Source organism: Paludisphaera soli, from assembly GCF_011064595.1.
Lineage (GTDB): Bacteria > Planctomycetota > Planctomycetia > Isosphaerales > Isosphaeraceae > Paludisphaera > Paludisphaera soli.
Window position 1 is genome coordinate 174,542 of record NZ_JAALJI010000004.1, and the last position, 19,289, is coordinate 193,830.

At 72.4% G+C, this 19,289-nt stretch carries 12 protein-coding genes; 7 read left to right on the top strand and 5 right to left on the bottom strand.

Annotated elements, in window-relative coordinates:
- Nucleotides 1-9 precede the first annotated feature (9 nt).
- Complete coding sequence (locus G6O68_RS07415; protein WP_165246354.1) at nt 10-1,701, bottom strand: sigma-70 family RNA polymerase sigma factor; 1,692 nt, start codon at nt 1,699-1,701, stop codon at nt 10-12.
- A 222-nt stretch (nt 1,702-1,923) separates the two neighbouring features.
- On the opposite strand from G6O68_RS07415, the gene G6O68_RS07420 reads away from it, so the two are divergent.
- Complete coding sequence (locus G6O68_RS07420) at nt 1,924-2,355, top strand: hypothetical protein (protein WP_165246355.1); 432 nt, start codon at nt 1,924-1,926, stop codon at nt 2,353-2,355.
- 168 nt (nt 2,356-2,523) lie between these two features.
- Nucleotides 2,524-3,486: an HAF repeat-containing PEP-CTERM protein gene (locus G6O68_RS07425; protein WP_165246356.1), complete on the top strand. Its 963-nt coding sequence runs from the start codon at nt 2,524-2,526 to the stop codon at nt 3,484-3,486.
- Between the two features lie 11 nt (nt 3,487-3,497).
- Here the strand turns inward: G6O68_RS07425 and G6O68_RS07430 are convergent, their stop codons facing one another.
- Nucleotides 3,498-4,301, bottom strand: a complete 804-nt coding sequence (locus G6O68_RS07430; RefSeq protein WP_165246357.1) for a DJ-1/PfpI family protein — start codon at nt 4,299-4,301, stop codon at nt 3,498-3,500.
- Nucleotides 4,302-4,972: 671 nt separating this feature from the next.
- Here G6O68_RS07430 and G6O68_RS07435 point away from each other — a divergent pair.
- On the top strand, nt 4,973-6,277 hold the full coding sequence (locus tag G6O68_RS07435; protein WP_165246358.1) for a DVUA0089 family protein: 1,305 nt from the start codon (nt 4,973-4,975) through the stop codon (nt 6,275-6,277).
- A 15-nt stretch (nt 6,278-6,292) separates the two neighbouring features.
- On the opposite strand, the gene G6O68_RS07440 is transcribed toward G6O68_RS07435, so the two are convergent.
- From G6O68_RS07440 to nadD, 3 genes are all read right to left on the bottom strand, one after another.
- On the bottom strand, nt 6,293-8,632 hold the full coding sequence (locus G6O68_RS07440; RefSeq protein ID WP_165246359.1) for a GTPase domain-containing protein: 2,340 nt from the start codon (nt 8,630-8,632) through the stop codon (nt 6,293-6,295).
- Between the two features lie 247 nt (nt 8,633-8,879).
- The gene (locus G6O68_RS07445) at nt 8,880-9,872 is read right to left on the bottom strand and encodes a hypothetical protein (protein ID WP_165246360.1); all 993 of its coding nucleotides are present in this window, start codon (nt 9,870-9,872) and stop codon (nt 8,880-8,882) included.
- 132 nt (nt 9,873-10,004) lie between these two features.
- Nucleotides 10,005-10,604, bottom strand: coding sequence for a nicotinate-nucleotide adenylyltransferase (nadD, locus tag G6O68_RS07450; protein WP_165246361.1), 600 nt, complete (start codon nt 10,602-10,604; stop codon nt 10,005-10,007).
- Between the two features lie 134 nt (nt 10,605-10,738).
- On the opposite strand from nadD, the gene priA reads away from it, so the two are divergent.
- The 4 genes from priA (at nt 10,739) to G6O68_RS07470 (ending at nt 19,250) form a co-directional block, all read left to right on the top strand.
- Nucleotides 10,739-13,117: a replication restart helicase PriA gene (gene priA, locus G6O68_RS07455; protein ID WP_165246362.1), complete on the top strand. Its 2,379-nt coding sequence runs from the start codon at nt 10,739-10,741 to the stop codon at nt 13,115-13,117.
- Between the two features lie 456 nt (nt 13,118-13,573).
- Nucleotides 13,574-14,224 carry a PEP-CTERM sorting domain-containing protein gene (locus G6O68_RS07460; protein WP_165246363.1) on the top strand — a complete coding sequence of 217 codons (651 nt, stop codon included), beginning with the start codon at nt 13,574-13,576 and terminating at the stop codon, nt 14,222-14,224.
- Between the two features lie 282 nt (nt 14,225-14,506).
- Nucleotides 14,507-15,190: a sigma-70 family RNA polymerase sigma factor gene (locus G6O68_RS07465; protein ID WP_165246364.1), complete on the top strand. Its 684-nt coding sequence runs from the start codon at nt 14,507-14,509 to the stop codon at nt 15,188-15,190.
- A complete protein-coding gene (locus tag G6O68_RS07470) occupies nt 15,174-19,250 on the top strand; it encodes a serine/threonine-protein kinase (protein WP_165246365.1) in 4,077 nt (1,358 codons plus the stop codon). The genes G6O68_RS07465 and G6O68_RS07470 overlap by 17 nt, the downstream gene beginning before the upstream one ends.
- Nucleotides 19,251-19,289 lie beyond the last annotated feature (39 nt).

Here is a 19,289-nt window from a genome sequence, read left to right on the forward strand (position 1 = left end):
CGACTGGGGTCAGCTCCCCTCGAACCGCTTCAAGAGCCGGTCGAGCTTCTCCTCGACCGACCGGAGCCGCTCCTCCATCGAGGGCGAGCCCGAGGCGGGCGCGGCGGCATTGCTCCTGGCGGCCCCCGCGCCCTCGGCGGCCGCAGGGTCGGGGTCGGCGAAGACGTCCGAGGAGATGATCTCGCCGCCGGCCCGGCTGATGAGGGCGGTCAGGACGGCCTGGACGTCCGGGCGATCTTTCTTCAGCAGGCGGGGTTCCCCGTAACAGGGGCCCAGCAGGTAGCCCCGGGGGTCGGAATCGTCGAGCGCCGGGAGTTCCTCACCGGGCACGAACGGCAACTCGCCCGGCTTCGTCCAGGGGGTGGCGTCGCGGGCCACGACGGCGAAGACGGTGTTCGACGTGCCGTCGAGAATCTCGGCCGACAAGACGCCCCGTCGCCCCGGTGATGGAGGGGGCGATCCCATCATCATGCCCATACCCCCGTCCATGTCGGCGGCGCCCATCATGCCGCCCATCCCCATCATCGACGACCGGCCGCCTTGGGCGGCGTCTTGCGGGCCGAGCTTCGGGTCGAAGACCGATCCCTCGCCGGCGACGCCTCGGAAGCGCGTGAAGCCTCGCGGGGCGGGGGAGGCGGGAGTTTCGAAGACGGCGGGCATCCGGCCGATCAAGGTCTTGTTGTGCGGGCTGTCCCAGCGCTCGTTCAGGTGGAATTCCCGGTACAGCTCCATCTGGCCGAGGTAGGGGAGGATCGCCACCCGCCAGCTCAGCAGGGGGCCGGCATCGCCCTGAATCGCCGGGGGAGGGAAATAGCCGTTGGCCGCTTCGTGATTGACCGCGGCGAGGAGGATCTCCTTGAGGTTCCTCGCCTGCCTGCGCGCGTCGTCGGTCTCGGCCGACGCCGGGGACGACGCGCTTGCGGGTGTGCCGCGAGGTGGTTCGACCTGGATCGGGGGAGGGGCGGTCCAGGTGGCCGAGGCGAGCCCGGCGACGCCCAGGCCGACGACGACCAGGGCCGAGAGGGTCGATTTCGAGATCATGGTCGGTGCGACTCCCGCGAGGAGTGTGGCGACGCTCGGCGACGCGGCTCGGGCCGCGACCGCCGTCAGGGTCGCGCGGATCAGATTGGACGACACGGGAGATGCGAACGCCGACGCCTCGCCCGCCAGCGCCGAGAGAGCCACGGCCGGGGCGACGCCTCGGCTGGTCAGGCGGGCGCGGAGGGCCTCGCGGGCGCGGGACAGGCGGCTCTTGACGGTCCCGACCGGGCAGTCGAGCCGTCGCGAGGCCTCCTCGACCGTCGCGCCGTCGAGCAGGCAGGCGACGAGCACCTCGCGATGCTTCGCCGGCAGCCGGGCCAGCTCGGAGTCGATGATCGGCATGACGTCGGACCATTCGGCCCCCGGGGCCGCCCCTTCCTGACAAGGGACGTCGGGCAGCGCCCGGTCCCCTCGACGCGCGGCGCGGGCCTTGAGGGCCTCGCGGGTCGCGACGCCGTGGAGCCACGGCCCCAGGCGGTCGGGGTCGCGGAGCCGCCCCCCCTTCCGCACCAGGACCAGGAAGGTCGCCTGGAACGCGTCGTCCGCGTCGTGCGGGCTCGCCAGCAGCCGACGGCAGACGCCCCGGACCATCGGCCCGTGACGACCTACGAGCGCCTCGAAGGCCGACTCGTCCCCCCGTCTCAGGAACAGGTCGAGCAACGCGCCATCCCCGGACGGCACCGTCCCTCGGCGGAACAGGCGATCCAAGTCATGAAACACCAGACCTTTACCGGATCTCGTCATCGGCGGCCCCCCGTCGATCGATTCCCATCTCCTCAGGATACCGCGGTCCGAGGGTCGTCCGGTTCCATCTGCGGCCGAATAATTCGCCAGAGCGAGCCTCGAAGCCCGGGCTCAAGTTCGTTTGCAAAGGGGGTGGCGATGGCTCGGACGACGCCCGATGGGGATTTCGACGGCCCGCCGAAGGCTCCGGGGGCCGACGAGGGCGAGGCCGGGGCGCGGCTGGCGCTCTTGCTGGCCTTGCTCGCGGCCTTCACCTTGCTGACGTTCCTGGCGGTCTCGTCGGGCTCGCCGAGCGACGTTCGTCAGCGGCCGAGGATGCTGACCACCCTCGCCACGGCGACCGGGCCGTTCACCGGGGCGATCGCCCGAGGCGGGCAGTCGTGCTGCCTGGAGTTCTCGCTCCGGCTCGCCGCCTGGCTCGCCCCCATCCTGGCGGCGGGCATCCTCGCCTCGCTGGCGATCCCCGGGAACGACCCGGGCGCGCGGGCCCTCCGCCTGGGCTGCTGGACCCTCGGCTGGTTCCTCTGGCTGGCCGGCGGGCCCGTCTCGTTCCTGCACGCGCTGAACTGAGGCTCGCAAGCCGCGGCCGTGCCGCCGAGCCGGGCTCTTGCATGGGAACGCGGCTGACGTCATGATCCGGCGTTGGGAAGGGCCTCGGCCGGGGCGGACGCTCTCCGAGGCCGTCGACCGTCGGAGCGTCGTCGTCGATCTCATCGAACCTCTGTGAGGCCGTGGGCCATGCGTCGCATCCTGCCGATCTACCTCGTCCTCACGGCGTCCGTCCTGCCCTGGTCGGTTCCCGTCGCCCGCGGAGGCTTCGCCTACACCACGCTCAGGCCGACGGGCTCGGTCAACGGCTTCGCCTACGGGATCAACGATCGGGGGGATATCGTCGGCAACTACGCCACGGCGGGGGGGGAGTCGCACGGGTTCCTGCTGAGCGGAGGGGCTTACTCCACCGTCTCGTACGGGCTGCTCTACGGCACGTCGGTCGCGGGCGTCAACGACGCGGGCGACATGGTGGGATACTACGCACTGGCCTTCGATTCGAACCCCGGCGGGTTCAAGACGTTCGGAGGCTCGACCCTGCCGCTCAACATCCCCGACGCCCGCAACACGCAAGCCCTGGGGATCAACGCGGCCGGCCGGATCGTGGGGACCTTCGAGGCCGCCGACGGTCGACGGTCCGGCTTCCTCGTCGACGGCCCGAACTTCACCGTGCTCGACGCCCCGGGGGCTTCCACGACCGCGCGCGGGATCAACGACGCGGGGGACGTCGTGGGGAGCTATCTCGGGCAGGACGGATACCGGGGCTTCGTGCTGAGCGGCGGCCTTTATACGACGCTCTCCTTCGCCGACGACGTGGACACCTACGCCACGGGGATCAACCGGCTGGGCCAGATCGTCGGCTATTACGAGGACGCCGCCGGGGGCGCGCACGGCTTCCTGTACAGCAACGGCGCGTTCACGACGCTGGACGCCCCCGACGCGGTCGGGCGGACCTACGTCTACGGCATCAACGCGAGCGGCCGGATGGTCGGCGCCTATCTTGGCGCCGACGGCTTCCAGGCCTTCACGGCCGTCGCCGTGCCCGAGCCCGCCTCGCTGTCGCTCTTGGCCGGCGGCCTGGGCCTCGCCTTCGCGGCCGGGACGCGCGCCCGGCGATCCCCGACGCAGCCTCGCGGCGAATCCTCGGTCTGATCCGAACCGCCTCAGCCCTTCACCTCGACGCCGAGCCTCGCCGCGGCGCGCCGGGCGGTTTCGAGACGCTGCTTCGTGAGGGGGGCCGTGGCGGACCGGGCTGCTTCGAGGACCTCGGGGGGCGCGGTCTTGGGCGTGCCGCTCTGGAAGGGGGGCTCGGGCGCGTACTCGATGCCGAGCTGGATCGCCTGCGCCGCGAGGTCGCCGCGCAGGAGAGCGGCGAGCTTCAGGGCCCCGTCGATCCCCGCCGTGACGCCGGCCGCGCTCAGGTGCTTGCCGTCGAGCACGACCCGTTCGTCCGTCGGCAAGGCGCCGAAGTACCGGAGCAGGTCGAACGACGCCCAGTGCGTGGTGGCCCGGACGCCCTTGAGCAGCCCCGCCGCCCCGCAGATCAGGGCCCCGGTGCAGACCGAGTAGACGTACTGCGCCTTCGCCGCGCGATCGCGGAGGAAGGCCAGGACCTCCTCGTCCTCCATCAGCGCCTCCTGGCCGGGCCCGCCGGGGACGACCAGCACGTCGAGCGGCGGGACCTCGGCCAGCGACTCCTCGGGGGTCAGGATCAGCCCCTTGACGTCTCGCAGGGGTGCCTTGTCCTTCGCGAAGACGTGCACCGTCGAGTCCGGCACCCGCGAGAGGACCTCGAATGGCCCGGTGAAGTCGATCTGGTCCATCCGGGGGAAGATCAGGATGCCGATGTGGAGGTGCCCGGTCGGATCCTCGGCCGCCGCGGCCTGCGCCGTCCGTTTCGGGACGCCCGCCAATCCGGCCGCCGTGCCCGCGAGCCCCTGCTGGAGGAATCCCCTGCGCGTCGCCATGTCGTCGGACCTCGGGGGTGTGGATCGCCGGCCGGCGTGCTCGTCGGCCGGATCTCGCCCCATGGTAGCGGGATTTCCGCCGCGTCGAACGGGGGCGGCGGCCGAGGGACCGGCGGGCGGCGCATTTGCATTGGCCTGATCGGGCGCACTGTCAGGATGGAGAGCTGCGCGACGACGTCGCGGGTGGAGTCGTCAGGGCCTGACCTCGCCGAGGATTCGAACACGCGAAGCGCGTCGAACGAAGCCAATTCGCGAGGCGGTTTGCCTTTCGTTAGTCTCTACTGTATATGAATTTAAGGTCGGAGTGTGCCGTTGGGGTCGGCGCGAACGAAGCCAATCTCAAACCCACTTCACCGGCTGCGAAGGTCTGGCTTTCGGGAGGCTCGACCTGACGAAACACGGTGAGTTTTGACGGATCTTGCTTTCGTTCGGCGTTCAACAGGCTGTGTCGTTTTGGGATGTCTTCGTGCTGGACGGGTGAGGGGTGGCTTGGTTTGGCCGGGCCCGGGTCCGCAGCCGAGCTTGTTCCGGTGCCAGGTTGAGTAACGGACCGGTTTTGAATCGACGGGACCCTAATTGTGTTTGGCGGCCGGGCGTGGCCAGAATGCCGGGATCGCCGCACGGTCCCGTCGACCCTGCCGGTGGATTCGACACGCGCCGGAGAGCAGCCCATGCCTTCGCCCCATCATCGAAACAGGTCGTCCCGCCGCCGGAACTTCAGGCCCTGGAGCGAACGCCTGGAGGCGCGGGCTTTGCTGGCCGTGGACCTCGACGACCAGTTGAGCGAGGCCGTGCTCCTGGGACCCGTCGCCTCGTCCAGGTCGGTTGCAGGGACCATTTCCGAAGCGGCCGACGTCGATATGTACGCATTCGAGGTCCAGGCGGGTCAGGTCGTCGAGTTCGACATCGACACCCCCACGAACGGGGTGCCCGGCCTCGGCTCTTACATCCGGATCTTCGACGCGAACGGGACTCAACTCGCCGCGAACAACGACGCCCAGGCCCCCGACGAGCCGCAGCCCCCGTCGGGCGCCTCGCACGTCTCCACCTTCTTCGACTCCTATGTGCGGCGCACCTTCGGGACCGCGGGAGTCTATTACATCGGAGTTTCGAACTGGGAGAACACCCAATACTCGGCGGCTGAAGGAGAGGCCGACTTCGTCGGCAGCCAGCACCTGACCGGGCCTTACACCCTCACCATCTCCGCCGTGCACCCGAACGTCTACATCGACCGGGGAGCCGACGGCCTGTGGGGCTGGACGGTGGGCGTCGGCGTCGCGCCGCTCAACTCGGGAAACCCGGAGGCGATGGCCGTCGCGCAGGACGGGACCCTTTTCGTCGACTTCGGCCCCAACGGGCTCTGGACCAGGACCGGGGCCGGATTCGTGCAGATCAACCCCGCCAACCCCCAGAACATGGCGGTCGCCGTCGACGGCTCGCTCTATCTCGATTACGGCCCGTTCGGCCTCTGGCGGTTGACGGCGTCGGGGCTGGGGATCATCAACGGCGCGAACCCCGAGAACATGGTACCGGCGGCCGACGGCTCGCTCTACGTCGACTACGGCACGTTCGGCCTCTGGCGATTGACGGCGTCGGGGCTGCGGATCGTCAACGGGGCGAACCCCGAGAACATGGTACCGGCGGCCGACGGCTCGCTCTTCATCGACTACGGCCAGTTCGGGCTCTGGCGGATGACCGCGGGCGGGGGCTCGATCTCTCAGATCAGCGTCGCCAATCCCGAGGGCCTGACCGCGGCGCCCGACGGGACCCTGTTCGTCGACTACGGCCCGTTCGGCCTCTGGACCTGGATCGCCGGCTCCATCACAAGGATCAGTTCGGGCAACCCGGAGGGATTCGACGTGGGGAGGGACGGCTTCCTCTATGTCGACTTCGGGCGGTTCGGGATCTTGCGGCGCAGCCCGACCGGCTCCTTCGTGCTCATCGTGACCGAGGATCCGGAGGCGCTCGCCGGGTGAGTCGCAGGGCTTCGCCTACCTCGGCCGGGCGAGGGCGGGCATGGCGAAGTCGGAGGCGAAGGTGAGCGAGGTCTGGCCGCCACGGGCGAACTTGATGGTGTTGTCCAGCAGCCGCATGGCGAGGGGGTCGCCCTGGCGGCTGTTGAGGACGGCGATCTCGGAGGCGGACCAGTCGTAGTCGACGACCCGGATGGTGACGGGATCGCCGTACTTCCAGACGACCGGCTGGGGGAACGTGTAGTCCCAGATCGGCCGGGTGGAGTTGGCGATGACCGGCGAGGGCCCGTAGGTCACGCCGCCGACCTGGATCGTCACCCCCAGGTCGGGCCCGCCGCCGGCCAGGTACTTGCCGGTGGACGAAGCCACCTCGCCCCGGCGCAGAGTGACACGGTAACCGTGGGGGGTGGACGCCTTGTCCCACCAGTCGAGGTAAGTCTTGGAGGTCTCGGCGAAGCGGCCGTCGGGGTGGTCGCGGAGGTAGTCCCGGAGGCGGCGGGCTACCTCGGCCACGTCGTCGGGGTGGGACGCGGCGTGGTCGTAGGCCTGGCGGTAGGAGTAGGCGTCCCACTCGCGGAGGATCTTGTCGCGGGCCTCGATCGCCTCGCTGATGTACCGTCCGCCGGCCTGGTGGGCCTTCAGGTATTCCTGGTACTTCTCGATCCGCGCCGCGAAGCTCGTCGGCTGGCGCTGGGAATACTCGCGGGCGCGGGCGATGTCGCGGTCGTCGAGGCGGCGGACGTACTCGTCGAGCCGGTCCTGGACCTCGGTCCGGTAGGGGCTCTCCGGGTGCTCGTCCAGGAACTTCCGCGAGCGTTCGATCAGGTCGGCGAGCGAGGCGTTGGGGAGGGCCTCGGACCGAACCAGGTCGTCGACGGTCCGGCGCTCGGCGGCGGTGCGGCGGGTGGTCAGCTCGGCCTTGAGGCCCTGGGCCAGCTTGAGGATCTCGGGCCGTCGCGTGGTGTCCGGGAACTCGCGGAGGAAGCCGTCGAGGGCGGCGACCCCCTTGTCGGGCTCGTCGACCGTCTCCAGCGAGTTCACCTGGGCGTACACGTCCTTCCAGCGCTCGTCGTGGCGGACCTGCTCGCGGGACTTCTCGACTTCGCGGATCGCCGGGGCGAGTTCGGGCGCCTGGGTGCGGGCGGCCTCCAGCCGGGCGTCGAGGTCCGGGACGACCGTACCGGCGGCGATCTGCACGCCGGTGGCCTTGACGGTCCACTCGGCCCTCTTGTTCGCCGCCTCGCGGGCCAGGCGGGGGAGGAAGTAGGGGAGCGTGGGGTGGGCCTCCAGCAGATCCGACCAGCTCCGGGCGACGGCCGTCGCCGCGTTGCCCGAGTCGCGCTCGAAGGCCGAGGCCCGGGTGTAGCCCCAGTAGTCGTAGCCGACGGCCAGGCCCGCCAGGATGGCGGCGGCCCCGGCGAGCTTCCCGAACCGGGCCAGCTTCCGGCCCCGTTCGCGGCGCTTCAGCCGCTCCCGGAACTCGTAGGTCCGGTTCGAGCGGGGGTAGCGTTTCTCGTACGCGGCCAGGCAGCGCCGGAGCCTCGGCAGGTCCTTCGGGGCGAGGTCCCAGAGCAATTCCATCTGGGCCCGGTCGCGGGTTTCGAGCTGCTCGGCGACCCAGCCCAGAGGGCCTTCGAGGCCCATCGGGCGGATCTCCGACGGAGGCCGGTTGCCGTCCGAGCCGGAGCCGAACGAGCTGACGGCGAAGATCACGCCGTCGGGGGCGTGCTGGCGGAGGGCGTGACGGGTCATGCCGTACTGGCGGTCGACCAGGGCCTCGACGAACGCCTCGTCGGCCGTCGACCCCCGGCCCTCGCGGTCGAGCACGCGGTCGAACTTGGTCAGCAGCAGGGCGACGGGGCGGTCGGTGCTGATGTCCTCGGAACGCTCGATGTAACGCTCCAGGAGGTTCTCGACCTCCTGCTGGCGGCGTCGGCGCTCGGCGACGTCGGTGGAGCCCTCGGGGTCCAGGCAGAGGAACACGGCGTCGCAGCCCGCGAAGAACTCCTGGATCGGCTCGTCGGTCCCCAGGGTGACGTGCTCCCCCTGATAGTCCTTGACGATCAGCTCGAACCGGGCCGGGCCGTGGTAGAGCCGCAAGTGCAGCTCGGTCTCCGAGAGCGTGCCCGAGGTCGGGTCGCCGGACTCGATCTGGGCGATCTTCTCGGCCAGGTACTCGGCCGTGGGCGCATCGGCGGCGGCCAGGCGCACGCCCGGGACCAGCCCGCCGGCGGCCTGGCGGTAGAACATCGCCAGCAGGGTCGTCTTACCGACGTTGCGATGCCCGAACAGGGCGATCCGCTTGGGGCCGGTGAGCCTGGCCTCCAGGGCGTCCAGTCGCGCGTTGCGGTTTGACACGCTCGTCCCCGATATCCTGGTTCACCGAGACGTGAGGGCATCCATGCCCACGGTAGACGGGCCCGCGAGAGAGGCGAACCCCTGGCTTCATCGACCGATCCCACCCCCGACCCGCAAGCCCCGGAATGGTCCCGAGGCGTTTCGGGACGGTTGCTCCGCGCCCGACGAGTTTGCCGGCCCATCCGGCGCGGAACGATCCCGGATTCGCTACGAGCGTCGAGGCCCCGGGGTTCGGCCCCGGCCGCGATCAGGTCGGGCGTCGGAGGACGGCCCGGCGGAACAGCCAGGCGGCCCCGGTGAACGGCCGCAGCAGCGTGCGGACCGGCATCCCCACGACCACCAAAAGGGCCCCGCAGGCCACCAGCCCGGCGAGCACCGCGCCGATCCGACGGAAGATGGGGACGTCCAGGCCGCGGCTCGCCAGGGCCTCGCCGATCGACGCCTCCAGGCCCTGGGCCAGGCCGCCGCCGACCGTCGTCGCCAGGGCCACTCCGGCGCGGGCGAACTCGCGGGCGGCGTATTCGGTGGCGCGGCCGGTGTAGTCGATGAAGGCGTCCGGGTTGGCGTAGAAGGCGGCCAGCACCCCGGCCGCCGCCAGCTTCTTCTTATGCGGGAGCACCTGGGTCGTCAGGAACTCCCAGCCCCCCCGGCCGGTCTTGCGCAGGACGCCCAGGCTCTCCGGGCCTTCCTTTGCCAGGACCTCGGCCACGTCGTCGCCGAAGACCCGGACGGCCGTCAGGCCCTCGGGGCCGAGCTGCCGGACCATGGTCTCGGCCTCCTGCGGGTAGCGCTGAGCGATCCGGCGGGCCGACTCGCCCATCTCGACCACCACCCGCTTCTCGGCCGGCTTGAGCGCGGAGAAGGTCCGCAGGGCGTCGGCGTCGCGGCCCACGAGCTGGCCGAACCGGGTTTCCAGCAGTAGCTCGCTCGGGGTCTCGACCCGACGCGCGGCCGTCGCCAACTCGTCCGACTGCTTGACCAGGCCTTCGAGCCCTTCCTCCGACCCGCGGGCGAACAGCTTGCCGACGCCTCGGGCCTCGACCCGGGCGGCGTCGCCGCCCTGGAGCACCGCCTTGCCGCCGCGGGCCTCCACGATGATCTGCTGCACGACCTCGTCCAGCCAGGAGAACGCCCCCGCCCGCGCCGGGGCCGAGACCCCGAGCGTCGCCAGGGCCAGCCCGAGCGTCAAAATCAGGCCGCGTCGGCCGGCCGGGCGTCCGCTGTGGGAGAGGAGCTGCATGTTCCCTTTCCTTCCGCGCGTGTTCCGAGACCCAGAGGAAGTCGATTCGGCCGAGGCCGTCCCCTTATTGTATCGCCCGGAAGGAATTCCCAGGTGAAGCCCGGTTCGAATGCAAAAGTTGAACCGGGCCGGTCAGGGGGCCTGGCGGTAGAGCTTGTGCGCCTCGATGTACGCCTCGACCGACCTGGGCGTCATGTAGCGGATGCTCCGCCCCTCGGCCAGCCGGGCCCGGAGGTCCTGCGAGGCCACGCCGATGGGGGGGATGGAGACGAGACGGAGGGGCAGGGCATCGGGACCGAAGGGGGAAGTCGGGGGGGGCTCGACGTCCGAACCCGGCCGGTTGGCCACGACGATCGTCGCCATCGCGGCGATCTTGCCCGGCTCGCGCCAGGTCGGCAGGTCCACCAGGCTGTCGCCGCCGATCAGGAAGAACAGCTCGTCCTCGGGCCGCTGCTCGCGGATCTGGGCCAGCGTCTCGACGCTGTAGGAAGGGCCCGGGCGGGAAGCCTCGATCTCCGAGACCTCGAACGCGGCATGGCCGGCGATCGCCAGTCGGGTCATCTCGATCCGGTGGTGGACCGCCGACCGCTTGGCCCCGCGTTTGTGCGGCGGCTCGTTCGCCACGACGAACCAGACCCGATCCAGCTCGCAGGCCTCGCGGCACTGCTCCGCCAGGATCAGGTGCCCCAGGTGGATCGGGTCGAACGTGCCGCCGTAAATCCCCAATCGCATGGACGAGCAAACCCCCTCCGACCCGCCGCGACCTCGCCCCCGGCCGTCTGGACAGGCGTGCAGAAGTCCGGCGGTTCGGCGTATAATGACGGTAGTCAGCCGACGACCCGGAAACCCGACGATAGGTCCGCCCGATGAGCGTTGTCAATCAGGATCAGGACGGCGAAGACGCCCGATCCCCGGGCCGGCTGGTCCGCCCCCCGTCCTGGTTCGGGGGCGAGGACGAAGCCCGGGCGGATCGCGGCGGGCTGTTCATCGAGGTCGTCGTCAACCGGGCGTTCGACCAGGCGCTCACCTACGGCGTCCCCCGCAAGCTGGTGGGGGGCGTCAAGGTCGGGCAGAGGGTCCGGGTGCCGCTGGGGAGGGGCGGGGCTCCCGTCACGGGCTACTGCGTGTCGGTCGGCCTGCTCCCCCCCGAGGGCCTCGATCCGTCTCGGATCAAGAACATCGTCGAGATCCTCGACCCGGTCCCGCTGATCGACGACCGGATGCTGGAGCTGACCCGCTGGATGGCCGGGTACTACATGTGCTCGTGGGGCCAGGCCCTCGACGCCGTGGTGCCGGCCGGGGTCCGCAATCAGGCGGGGACGCGCATCGGCACGTTCCTGGTCGTCACGCCGGAGACCCGCCAGGCCTGGCGGGACGGCACCCTGGAGGCGACCCTCACCGCCAAGCAGGCCGCGGCGATCGACGCCCTCTGCCGGTCTGAGGAAGAGCCGCTCACCGCGGCCGACGTCTGCCGGCGCGCCCGCTGCGGCCCGGGCGTCCTCGCCGGGCTCCGGAAGGACGGCGTGATCCACACCGTCAAGCGTCGGCTCTCGCTCGACGAGTCCCGGAAGGCGGCGAAGGAGGCGGAAGCCGAGGGCCCCGCCGCCGTCGACGCCGCAGCGGCCGTCGAGGCGGCATCCAGGCCGGCGCTCACCCCCGAGCAGCAGGCGGCGATGGATGCGCTGACGCCGGCCTTGCAGGGGGACGCGTTCGCCCCGTTCGTGGTCTTCGGCGTCACGGGGAGCGGCAAGACCGAGGTCTACCTGTCGGCCATCGAGCAGGTCGTCGCCCGGGGCCGCGAGGCGATCGTGCTGGTCCCCGAGATCAGCCTGACGCCCCAGACGATCCGCCGCTTCAAGCGGCGGTTCCGCCGGGTGGCCGTGCTCCACAGCCACCTGAGCGACGTGGAGCGGCACCGCCACTGGAGCCGCATCGCCCGGGGCGAGGTCGACGTGGTCGTCGGCGCGCGCTCGGCCATCTTCGCCCCCGCCCGCCGGCTCGGCCTGATCGTCGTCGACGAGGAGCACGAGAGCACCTTCAAGCAGGAGTCCGTCCCCCGCTACCACGCCCGCGACGTGGCCGTGAAGCGGGCCCAGCTCGAAGGGGTCCCGGTCATGCTGGGCTCGGCGACCCCGTCCCTCGAATCCTGGGCCAACGCCGAGCGCGGGCGGTACGCGCGGATCGCCATGCCGAGCCGCGTCGAGGGCCGGCCGATGCCGGCCGTCGAGCTGATCGACCTCCGCCACGAGAAGAACCTGCACGGCGGCCTGAGCGACTCCCTGCGCCTGGCCATGCACCAGGCGCTCGACGACGACGGCCAGGTCATCCTGCTGCTGAACCGCCGGGGCTACAACACGTTCGTCATCTGCCCCAAGTGCGGCGACGTGGTCAAGTGCCGCCACTGCGACGTGGCCGCCACCTTCCACAAGGGGCGGCGGCTCCTGATCTGCCACACCTGCGACGCCGAGCGGCCGTGCCCCCCCGCCTGCCCGTCGTGCCAGGCGCCCGTCCTCCACTACGGGGGCATCGGCACCGAGCGACTGGAGCGCGAGGTCCTCTCGGAGTTCCCGTTCCACGCCGCCAGGCGGATGGACTCCGACACGATGCGACGGCACGGCAGCCACGAGGAGACGCTCGCCGCGTTCAAGGCGGGAGACGTGCGGATCCTGCTGGGGACGCAGATGATCGCCAAGGGGCTGGACTTCCCCAACGTCACCCTCGTCGGCGTGGTCGACGCCGACGTGGCCCTGCACCTGCCGGACTTCCGCGCCGCCGAGCGGACGTTCCAGCTCGTGGCGCAGGTCGCCGGCCGGACCGGCCGGGGGAGCCGCGCCGGGCGGGTCCTGGTCCAGACCTACAGCCCGGACAGCCCGGCGATCCTCCACGCGGCCAGGCATGATTACGAGAGCTTCGTCGCCCAGGAACTCCCCCAGCGCTCCGGGGTCCTGGCCTCGCCCTACGGCCGGATCGTCCGGCTGCTGGCCCGGGGCCGCGACGAGGCCCGGGTGAAGGCCTACATGGAGGGACTGGCCGTGGCGCTTCGGGACCGGGCCGACCCCTCGGTGCGGTTCCTCGGCCCCTGCCCGGCGCCGGTGCTGAAGATCAAGGAGGAGTTCCGGTTCCACCTCCAGCTCCGGTGCGCGACGGCGGGGCCGCTCCGGTCCCTCCTGCGCGACCTCTCCAACCCTCCCCTCCCCCCCAAGGTTGAGCTGGCGGTCGACGTGGACCCGGTCAGCATGCTCTGATCGGGCGGGTTTCGGCCTGTTCGGGCGAGCCGCCGGGCCTGGCCGGGCGGTTTCGGCAATCGCCCGGGGGAAATCCACGGAATTTCCGACAAAGGGCCAAACTCACGTTTACAGGATCGGCGACCGGGGGTATCTTCCCCGCCGTTGGCTCACATCACGGACACCTTGACGAAGAGACTCACGGCGGAGTCTTCATGCGGAGGCGGGCATGGATGCGATAGCCTTCAGCTTTCGTCCCTCTCGTCCCCATCAAGTCCGTCGCGATCTCGCGGCCTCTCGCAAGGGGGCCCGTCCGGGAAGCCTGTCCGGGTCGTGATCCCCGTGTCTCGCGACGTCCGTTCCGCACCGCGTCTCCACCGAGCGGGCGAGGCCGTCACGACGCGAGTCGAATGAAGCGACCGAAGGACCAGGATTGCGTCGTGACAATCCGATCTTGTTCAGGAGGAAGAGATGGGCATGACTAAGGGATTGACCAAGCTGCGATCCGCGGCCATCGCGTTCGGGATCGTCGTGGGGATGGGCCTGGGCTCGAACGTCGAGGCCGCCGCCATCCTCAAGTATCAGACCGCCACCGCGATCGACCTGAGCAAGGGGATCAGCGGACCGAACCTGATCAGCTTCACCCCGGCCGGCGCCGCGGGCGTGGACCTGGCTTCGGGCTCCGTGAACGCCGGCCTGGGTACGTTCGTCGTCGCCCCGCCGGCCGCGGGCGCCGCCACCACCTACGACAACGTCAAGTTCGCCATCACGGTCCTGCCCCAGGACCTGAACGGCACCCCGCTGACGGCCCTGTCCACGGTCATCACCGGCGTGCTCAACGGCGTCATCGACAGCCCCTACCACTCGACGGTCACCGCGACCTTCGACCAGCCGATCGAGACCCTGGACCTGGGCTCGCAGCAGCTCACGTTCAGCTTCCCGGACGGCGCCAAGCTGCTGGTCCCCTCGCAGTCGAACGGCGGCCTGACCACGGTCGAGGCCCTGATCACCTCGACCAACTCCGAGGCCCCGGTGCCCGAACCGAGCACCATCGCCCTGGTCCTGACGACGCTGGGCGGCCTCGGCCTCCGGCAGTACGTCTCCGGCCGCCGCGCCAAGCAGGCCTGAGCCGAGACCCGGCCCCGACGGGCCGGCCTCTCCCGCTCCGCCCGAACAAATCCGACACGACGACCTTCCTCCGGACCCCCGGCGATCCCTCGATCGCCCGGGGGTTTTCGCGTGCGCCTCGCCCCCCGACTTGCCGGCGGACGGGGGCCTCCCGATGATGGAAACGGGGGGCGTCCGCCATCGGCCGTCTCGCCCGGCGGCGATTTCGGGCGTTCGACGGTCCGGCCGGGGCCGGGGCGTCGCCTACTTGACTAGAGACAGAAGAAGGCGGGGGCGACCGTCATGGCCGAAGGGCCGATCGAGCTGCTGGCCAGGGCGCGAGCCGGAGAGGCCGATGCGCTCGGCGAGCTGTGCGCGCTCTACAGGAACTACCTGAGGATGGTCGTCCGGACCGGCCTGGGCCCCCGGCTGCGCGAGCGGCTGGAGCTATCGGACGTGGTCCAGGAGGCCCTGGTGGAGGTCGTCCGCCAGTTCCCCCAGTTCACCGGCCAGAACGAGGCCGCGCTGGTGGGCTGGCTGCGCCGCCTGGTGGGCCAGAAGCTCGCCGACCTCGGGCGCTACCACAGCCGGACCAAGCGGGCCGGCGGCGTCGCCGCGGTCCCGCTCGACGCCCTCTGGGACGGCGGCCGGGGGGAGGGGAAGGCCGAGCCGGGGGGGGGCGGCGGGGGCGGCGGGCGGCTGCTGGACGTGCTGGCCCTCAGCCAGACCAGCCCGAGCGAGGTCGTCAGCCGCCGCGAGCTGATCGTGCTCCTGGCCGACGCGCTCGGGGCGCTCCCCGAGGGCGAGGCCGACGTCCTCTGGCTCTACCACGCCGAGAACCTCTCGTTCGAAACGATCGGCGAGCGGATGGGGCTCAGCCGCAAGTCGGTGCGGGGCGTCTGGGCCCGGGGCCTGAAGCGCCTGAAACGCTCCCTCGAAGGCCCGCCGGGCGGATCATTGAGGTATGAAGATGGCTCGACCGCTTGACGAAGCGACCCCCTACGCCCCCCTCGACGAGGACGAGCTCCTGGGCGAGGCCATCGAGCTCTACCTGGAGCTGGCCGAGCGCGGCGAGGCCCCGCCCGCCGAGGCCTTCGCCGCCCGCTACGGCGACCTCGAAGGGGACGTCCGGGCGGCCCTCGAAGGCCTGGAGCTGGTCCACGGCCTGGTCGGCGGGGCCGGGGGCTCGGGGTCCGGCGCGGACGCGGGCCCCGGGCGGAACATCGAGTCCGGGCGGCGGATCGCCGGCTATCGCGTGGTCCGCGAATTGGGCCGGGGCGGGATGGGGACGGTCTACGAGGCCGTCCACGTCGGCCTCGACCGCCCGGTGGCCCTCAAGGTCCTGGGGACGCACGCCGCCCCGGACTCCTCGGCCCGCCGCCGCTTCCTCAACGAGGCCCGCGTCGCCGCCGGCCTGCACCACACCCACATCGTCCCGGTCTTCGACGTCGGCCAGGTCGGCGGGCTCTGCTACTACGCCATGCAGCGGATCGAGGGGAGCGGCCTCGATCGGGTCGTCCGCTGGATGCGCCGCGAACGCGGGCCCGGCGGCGCGCGGTCGGGCGACTCCGGGTCGCCGCGCGGGGCGGGGTCCTCCGCCGCCCGGCTCTTCGGGGCGTGGGCCCGCGCCTCTTCGGGCCTCTCGTGGAACCGCCGCGCGGCCTCGCCCGGCCCCCGATCGCTGCCGGCCCGGTCGACCTCGGGCGGCGAGGATCCGACCTCGACCTGGAGCCTCTCGCAGCACCCGAAGGCCCTCGCGGCGGGCCGCCCGGCCGACGACGACGCGGTCCCCCCGTTCGCGCCCCCCCGCGGCTCGGCCTACCACCGCTGGGTCGCCCGGGTGGGGATGCAGGCCGCCGAGGCGCTCGCCCACGCTCACCAGCATGGGGTCATCCACCGCGACGTCAAGCCCTCGAACCTCCTGATCGACGCCGAGGGCTCGATCTGGGTCGCCGACTTCGGCCTCGCCCGCCGGCTGGCCGACCCGGGCCTCACCCACCACGAGGGGATGCTGGGCACGCCCCGGTACATGAGCCCGGAGCAGGGCCGGACCGGCGTGATCGACGGCCGGACCGACGTCTACAGCCTGGGCGCCACCCTCTATGAGCTGCTCACCCTCCGCCCGCCGTTCGACGGCTCCAGCGCCGCCGAGCTGCTGGACCAGATCGCCGGCCGCGAGCCGGTCGCCCCCCGGGCGATCGACCCGAAGATCCCCCGCGACCTGGAGACGATCGTCCTGAAGTCGCTCGCCAAGCGGCCCGCCGACCGCTACGCGACGGCCGCCGATCAGGCCGCCGACCTGGAGCGATTCCTCAACGTCGAGCCGGTCAAGGCCCGTCGGATCAGCCTGCCGGGGCGGGCCTGGCGGGTCGTGCGGCGGCACCCGGGCATCAGCTCGGTCACGGCCGCCGCCAGCCTGATCATCCTGGCGGTCGCCGCGTTCGCCTACCACCGCGTCGACCGCGCCCGCGACCTGGCCGAGCGGGAGCGCGACCTGAAGGTCGCGGCGCTGGCGCAGGCCGTCTCGGCCAAGGCCAGCACCGAGAGGGCGATGGAGGAGACCCGCGCCGCCCTGCGGGCGGGCCTCTGGCGGCACGCCGAGCTGGTCCGCCGCACCGACACCCCGGACCGCCGCTCCCTGGGCCTCGACCTGCTGCGGCAGTCGGCCGCGCTCGGGCCCGACCCGGAGATGAAGGCCCGGCTCCGCGACGAGGCGGTCGAGTTCCTGACGCTGCGGGACATCGCCCCCCGCATCGACCTGGCGACCGGCCCCACCCGCGACGTGCTGCTCGGCGCCGCCGGGTCACGTCTCGCCGCTTTGACCGCCCCGGTCGACGGCGAGGAGCTGGCCTTCTGGGAGGTCGCCTGCCGCCGCCGCGGGGAGGCGACGTCGATCCGCCGGCTCGCCGGGGCCGAGCCCGGGGCCGGAGAAGCCCCGCCGCCCGGCGGCCCCGGCCCGCGCGGCGGGGGCGGGCCCCGGCGGGGGAGCTCCTGGTTCTGGGGCGACCGCCTCGTCTCCTGCGGGCCGAACCTGGCCGTTGTCCCCGAGGGGGGGTCGTCGATCCTGCTCCTCGACGCCGCCACCGGCGGGCTCGCGCGCGAACTGGACCCGGGCGAGTCGCGCGTCTTCGGAGCCTTCGGCGACCCGACCGGCAAGCGTCTGGTGGCGGTCGAGGCCGAGCCGGACCGCTTGGACCGCCTCCCGCCGCCCCCGGGCGGCGGCCCCGTGCGCACCCTGTTCCGCCTGGCCCTCTGGGACCTGGAGCGGGCCGAGCCCCGGGCCAGGGTCCTCGACCTGGAGCTGGAAGGCCGGCCCCAGTGGGGGGGGGGGCCGCCGCCGATGCTGGTCGCCGTCTCGGCCGACGGCAAGACCGTGGCCGCGGCGGCCTGGAAGGGGACGACGATCCGCTTGCTCGCCGCCGAGGACGGGGCGGAGCTGCGCACGGTCGACGCCCCGGCCGAGGTCCTCTCGCTGGCCCTGGGGGGGGCGGACCTGCTGGCGGCGGCCTCCGAAGGGAACATCCACCTCTGGAAGCTCGGCAGCGCCGACGCCGGCGGCTTCGTCATCAGCCTGCCGTCGCAGAGCCAGGCCTTCCGGCTCCAGTTCAACCCCCAGGGGACGCTCCTGGCCGCGGCCAACCCCGTCGGCGCCCAGGTGGAACTGTGGGACGCGGCCAGCCATAAGCTCGTCGCCGTCCTCCCCAGCGCCGAGCCGGTGGCCGACCTGGCTTTCTCGTCGGACGGGCGGACCCTCGCCGCCGGCGGCCGGACCATGACCACGTCGACCTGGACGATCCGCGAGCCGGCCGCGCGAGTGCAGGTCGGCGGGATCGGAGGCCGGCCCGCCTCGGCCGCCTTCCGCGCGGACGGCCTGCTGGCCGTGGGTGACGGCGAGGGGGACGTCTGGATCTGGAGCCCTTCGGACGGGGCGTCGGCCGATGGCTCGGCGCATCGGCTGGGCCCGACCGTGGCCGAGGCGGCCGTCGACGACCTCGTCGGCCCGCCGGCCGAGGCCGCCGGGCGGGACGACTTCCGGGGGGGCGGCCCCCGCGGCCGCGACCGATCGCGAGCGGTCGCGCCGGCTTTCGACGCCGACGGCGGACTGGTCGCCCACGATGCCCGGGGGCTGGAGGTCCGCCCGTCGGCCCTCTCCCCCGATGCGCCCGTGCGTCGCGTCGAGCCGCCGGCTGCTGCACGCTCGCGCCCGCCGGGCGGCTCCGGCCCGCTCGCCCGGTCGTCGGACGGACGGACCTTCGCCCTGGCGCGCGGCCGCTCCGTCTACCTCTGGGAGGTCGAACGCCCCGACCGACTGATCCCGGTCTCGCGCACGGACGAGCCGCTCGTCGGCCCCGCCTCGCCCTGGGGCGACGGCCCCGGCGAGGAGACTCCGAGGCGCGGCGCGGGGGGCGCCCCGCCCGGCCGTCCCGGCGCAGGGCCTCCGCCCGAAGGGGAGCGTCGACGCCCGCAGGGGGCGCCCGAGGGGAACCCCTGGGGGGGGGGCCGGGTCCGCGCCCTCCAGCTCGCGCCGGGGGGGGATCGGCTCTACCTGATCGCGGAGCCGTCGTCCGTCCAGGCCTGGTCCCTGCGGCGCGAGGGGGAGCGGGTCGAGGCTAAGCTGGAGCCCTGGGGGGCCGAGCCGCCGCCGGTCAACCCGGTGGCGATGGCCCTCGGCCCCGACGGCGGGCTGCTGGCGATCAGCGACTGGGCCGGGGCGATCGTCCTGCTGGACGCCCGCCGGCTGGAGGTCCTGGGTCGGATCCCGCCGAGGCCTGACGGCGCCGAATCGATCGCGACGGCCCTGGCCTTCTCGCCTGACGGCCGTCGGCTCGCGGCCGGCTCGCAGCTCGGCGTGCAGCTCTGGGACGTGACCCGCCCCGCGTCCCCCGTCCCGACCTTGCGGCTCCCCTGGCAGGGGGGTCGGGCCTTCGCGCTGGCCTTCCAGCCGGACGGCCGACGGCTGGCGATCGTCGGGCCCGAGTCGCCGGTCGAGGTCTGGGACCTCGCCGCGCTGGAAAGCTCGCTGCACGACCTCGACCTGGCCGAATGAAAGGCGACGGCCCCTCGCCCCCGACGGGCGGGGAGGGGC

Coding starts and splice junctions, on each gene's coding strand:
- G6O68_RS07420 (WP_165246355.1), top strand. CDS start 1,924: ATGGCTCGGACGACGCCCGATGGGGATTTCGACGGCCCGCCGAAGGCT.
- G6O68_RS07425 (WP_165246356.1), top strand. CDS start 2,524: ATGCGTCGCATCCTGCCGATCTACCTCGTCCTCACGGCGTCCGTCCTG.
- G6O68_RS07430 (WP_165246357.1), bottom strand. CDS start 4,301: ATGGCGACGCGCAGGGGATTCCTCCAGCAGGGGCTCGCGGGCACGGCG.
- G6O68_RS07435 (WP_165246358.1), top strand. CDS start 4,973: ATGCCTTCGCCCCATCATCGAAACAGGTCGTCCCGCCGCCGGAACTTC.
- G6O68_RS07445 (WP_165246360.1), bottom strand. CDS start 9,872: ATGCAGCTCCTCTCCCACAGCGGACGCCCGGCCGGCCGACGCGGCCTG.
- nadD (WP_165246361.1), bottom strand. CDS start 10,604: ATGCGATTGGGGATTTACGGCGGCACGTTCGACCCGATCCACCTGGGG.
- priA (WP_165246362.1), top strand. CDS start 10,739: ATGAGCGTTGTCAATCAGGATCAGGACGGCGAAGACGCCCGATCCCCG.
- G6O68_RS07460 (WP_165246363.1), top strand. CDS start 13,574: ATGACTAAGGGATTGACCAAGCTGCGATCCGCGGCCATCGCGTTCGGG.
- G6O68_RS07465 (WP_165246364.1), top strand. CDS start 14,507: ATGGCCGAAGGGCCGATCGAGCTGCTGGCCAGGGCGCGAGCCGGAGAG.
- G6O68_RS07470 (WP_165246365.1), top strand. CDS start 15,174: ATGGCTCGACCGCTTGACGAAGCGACCCCCTACGCCCCCCTCGACGAG.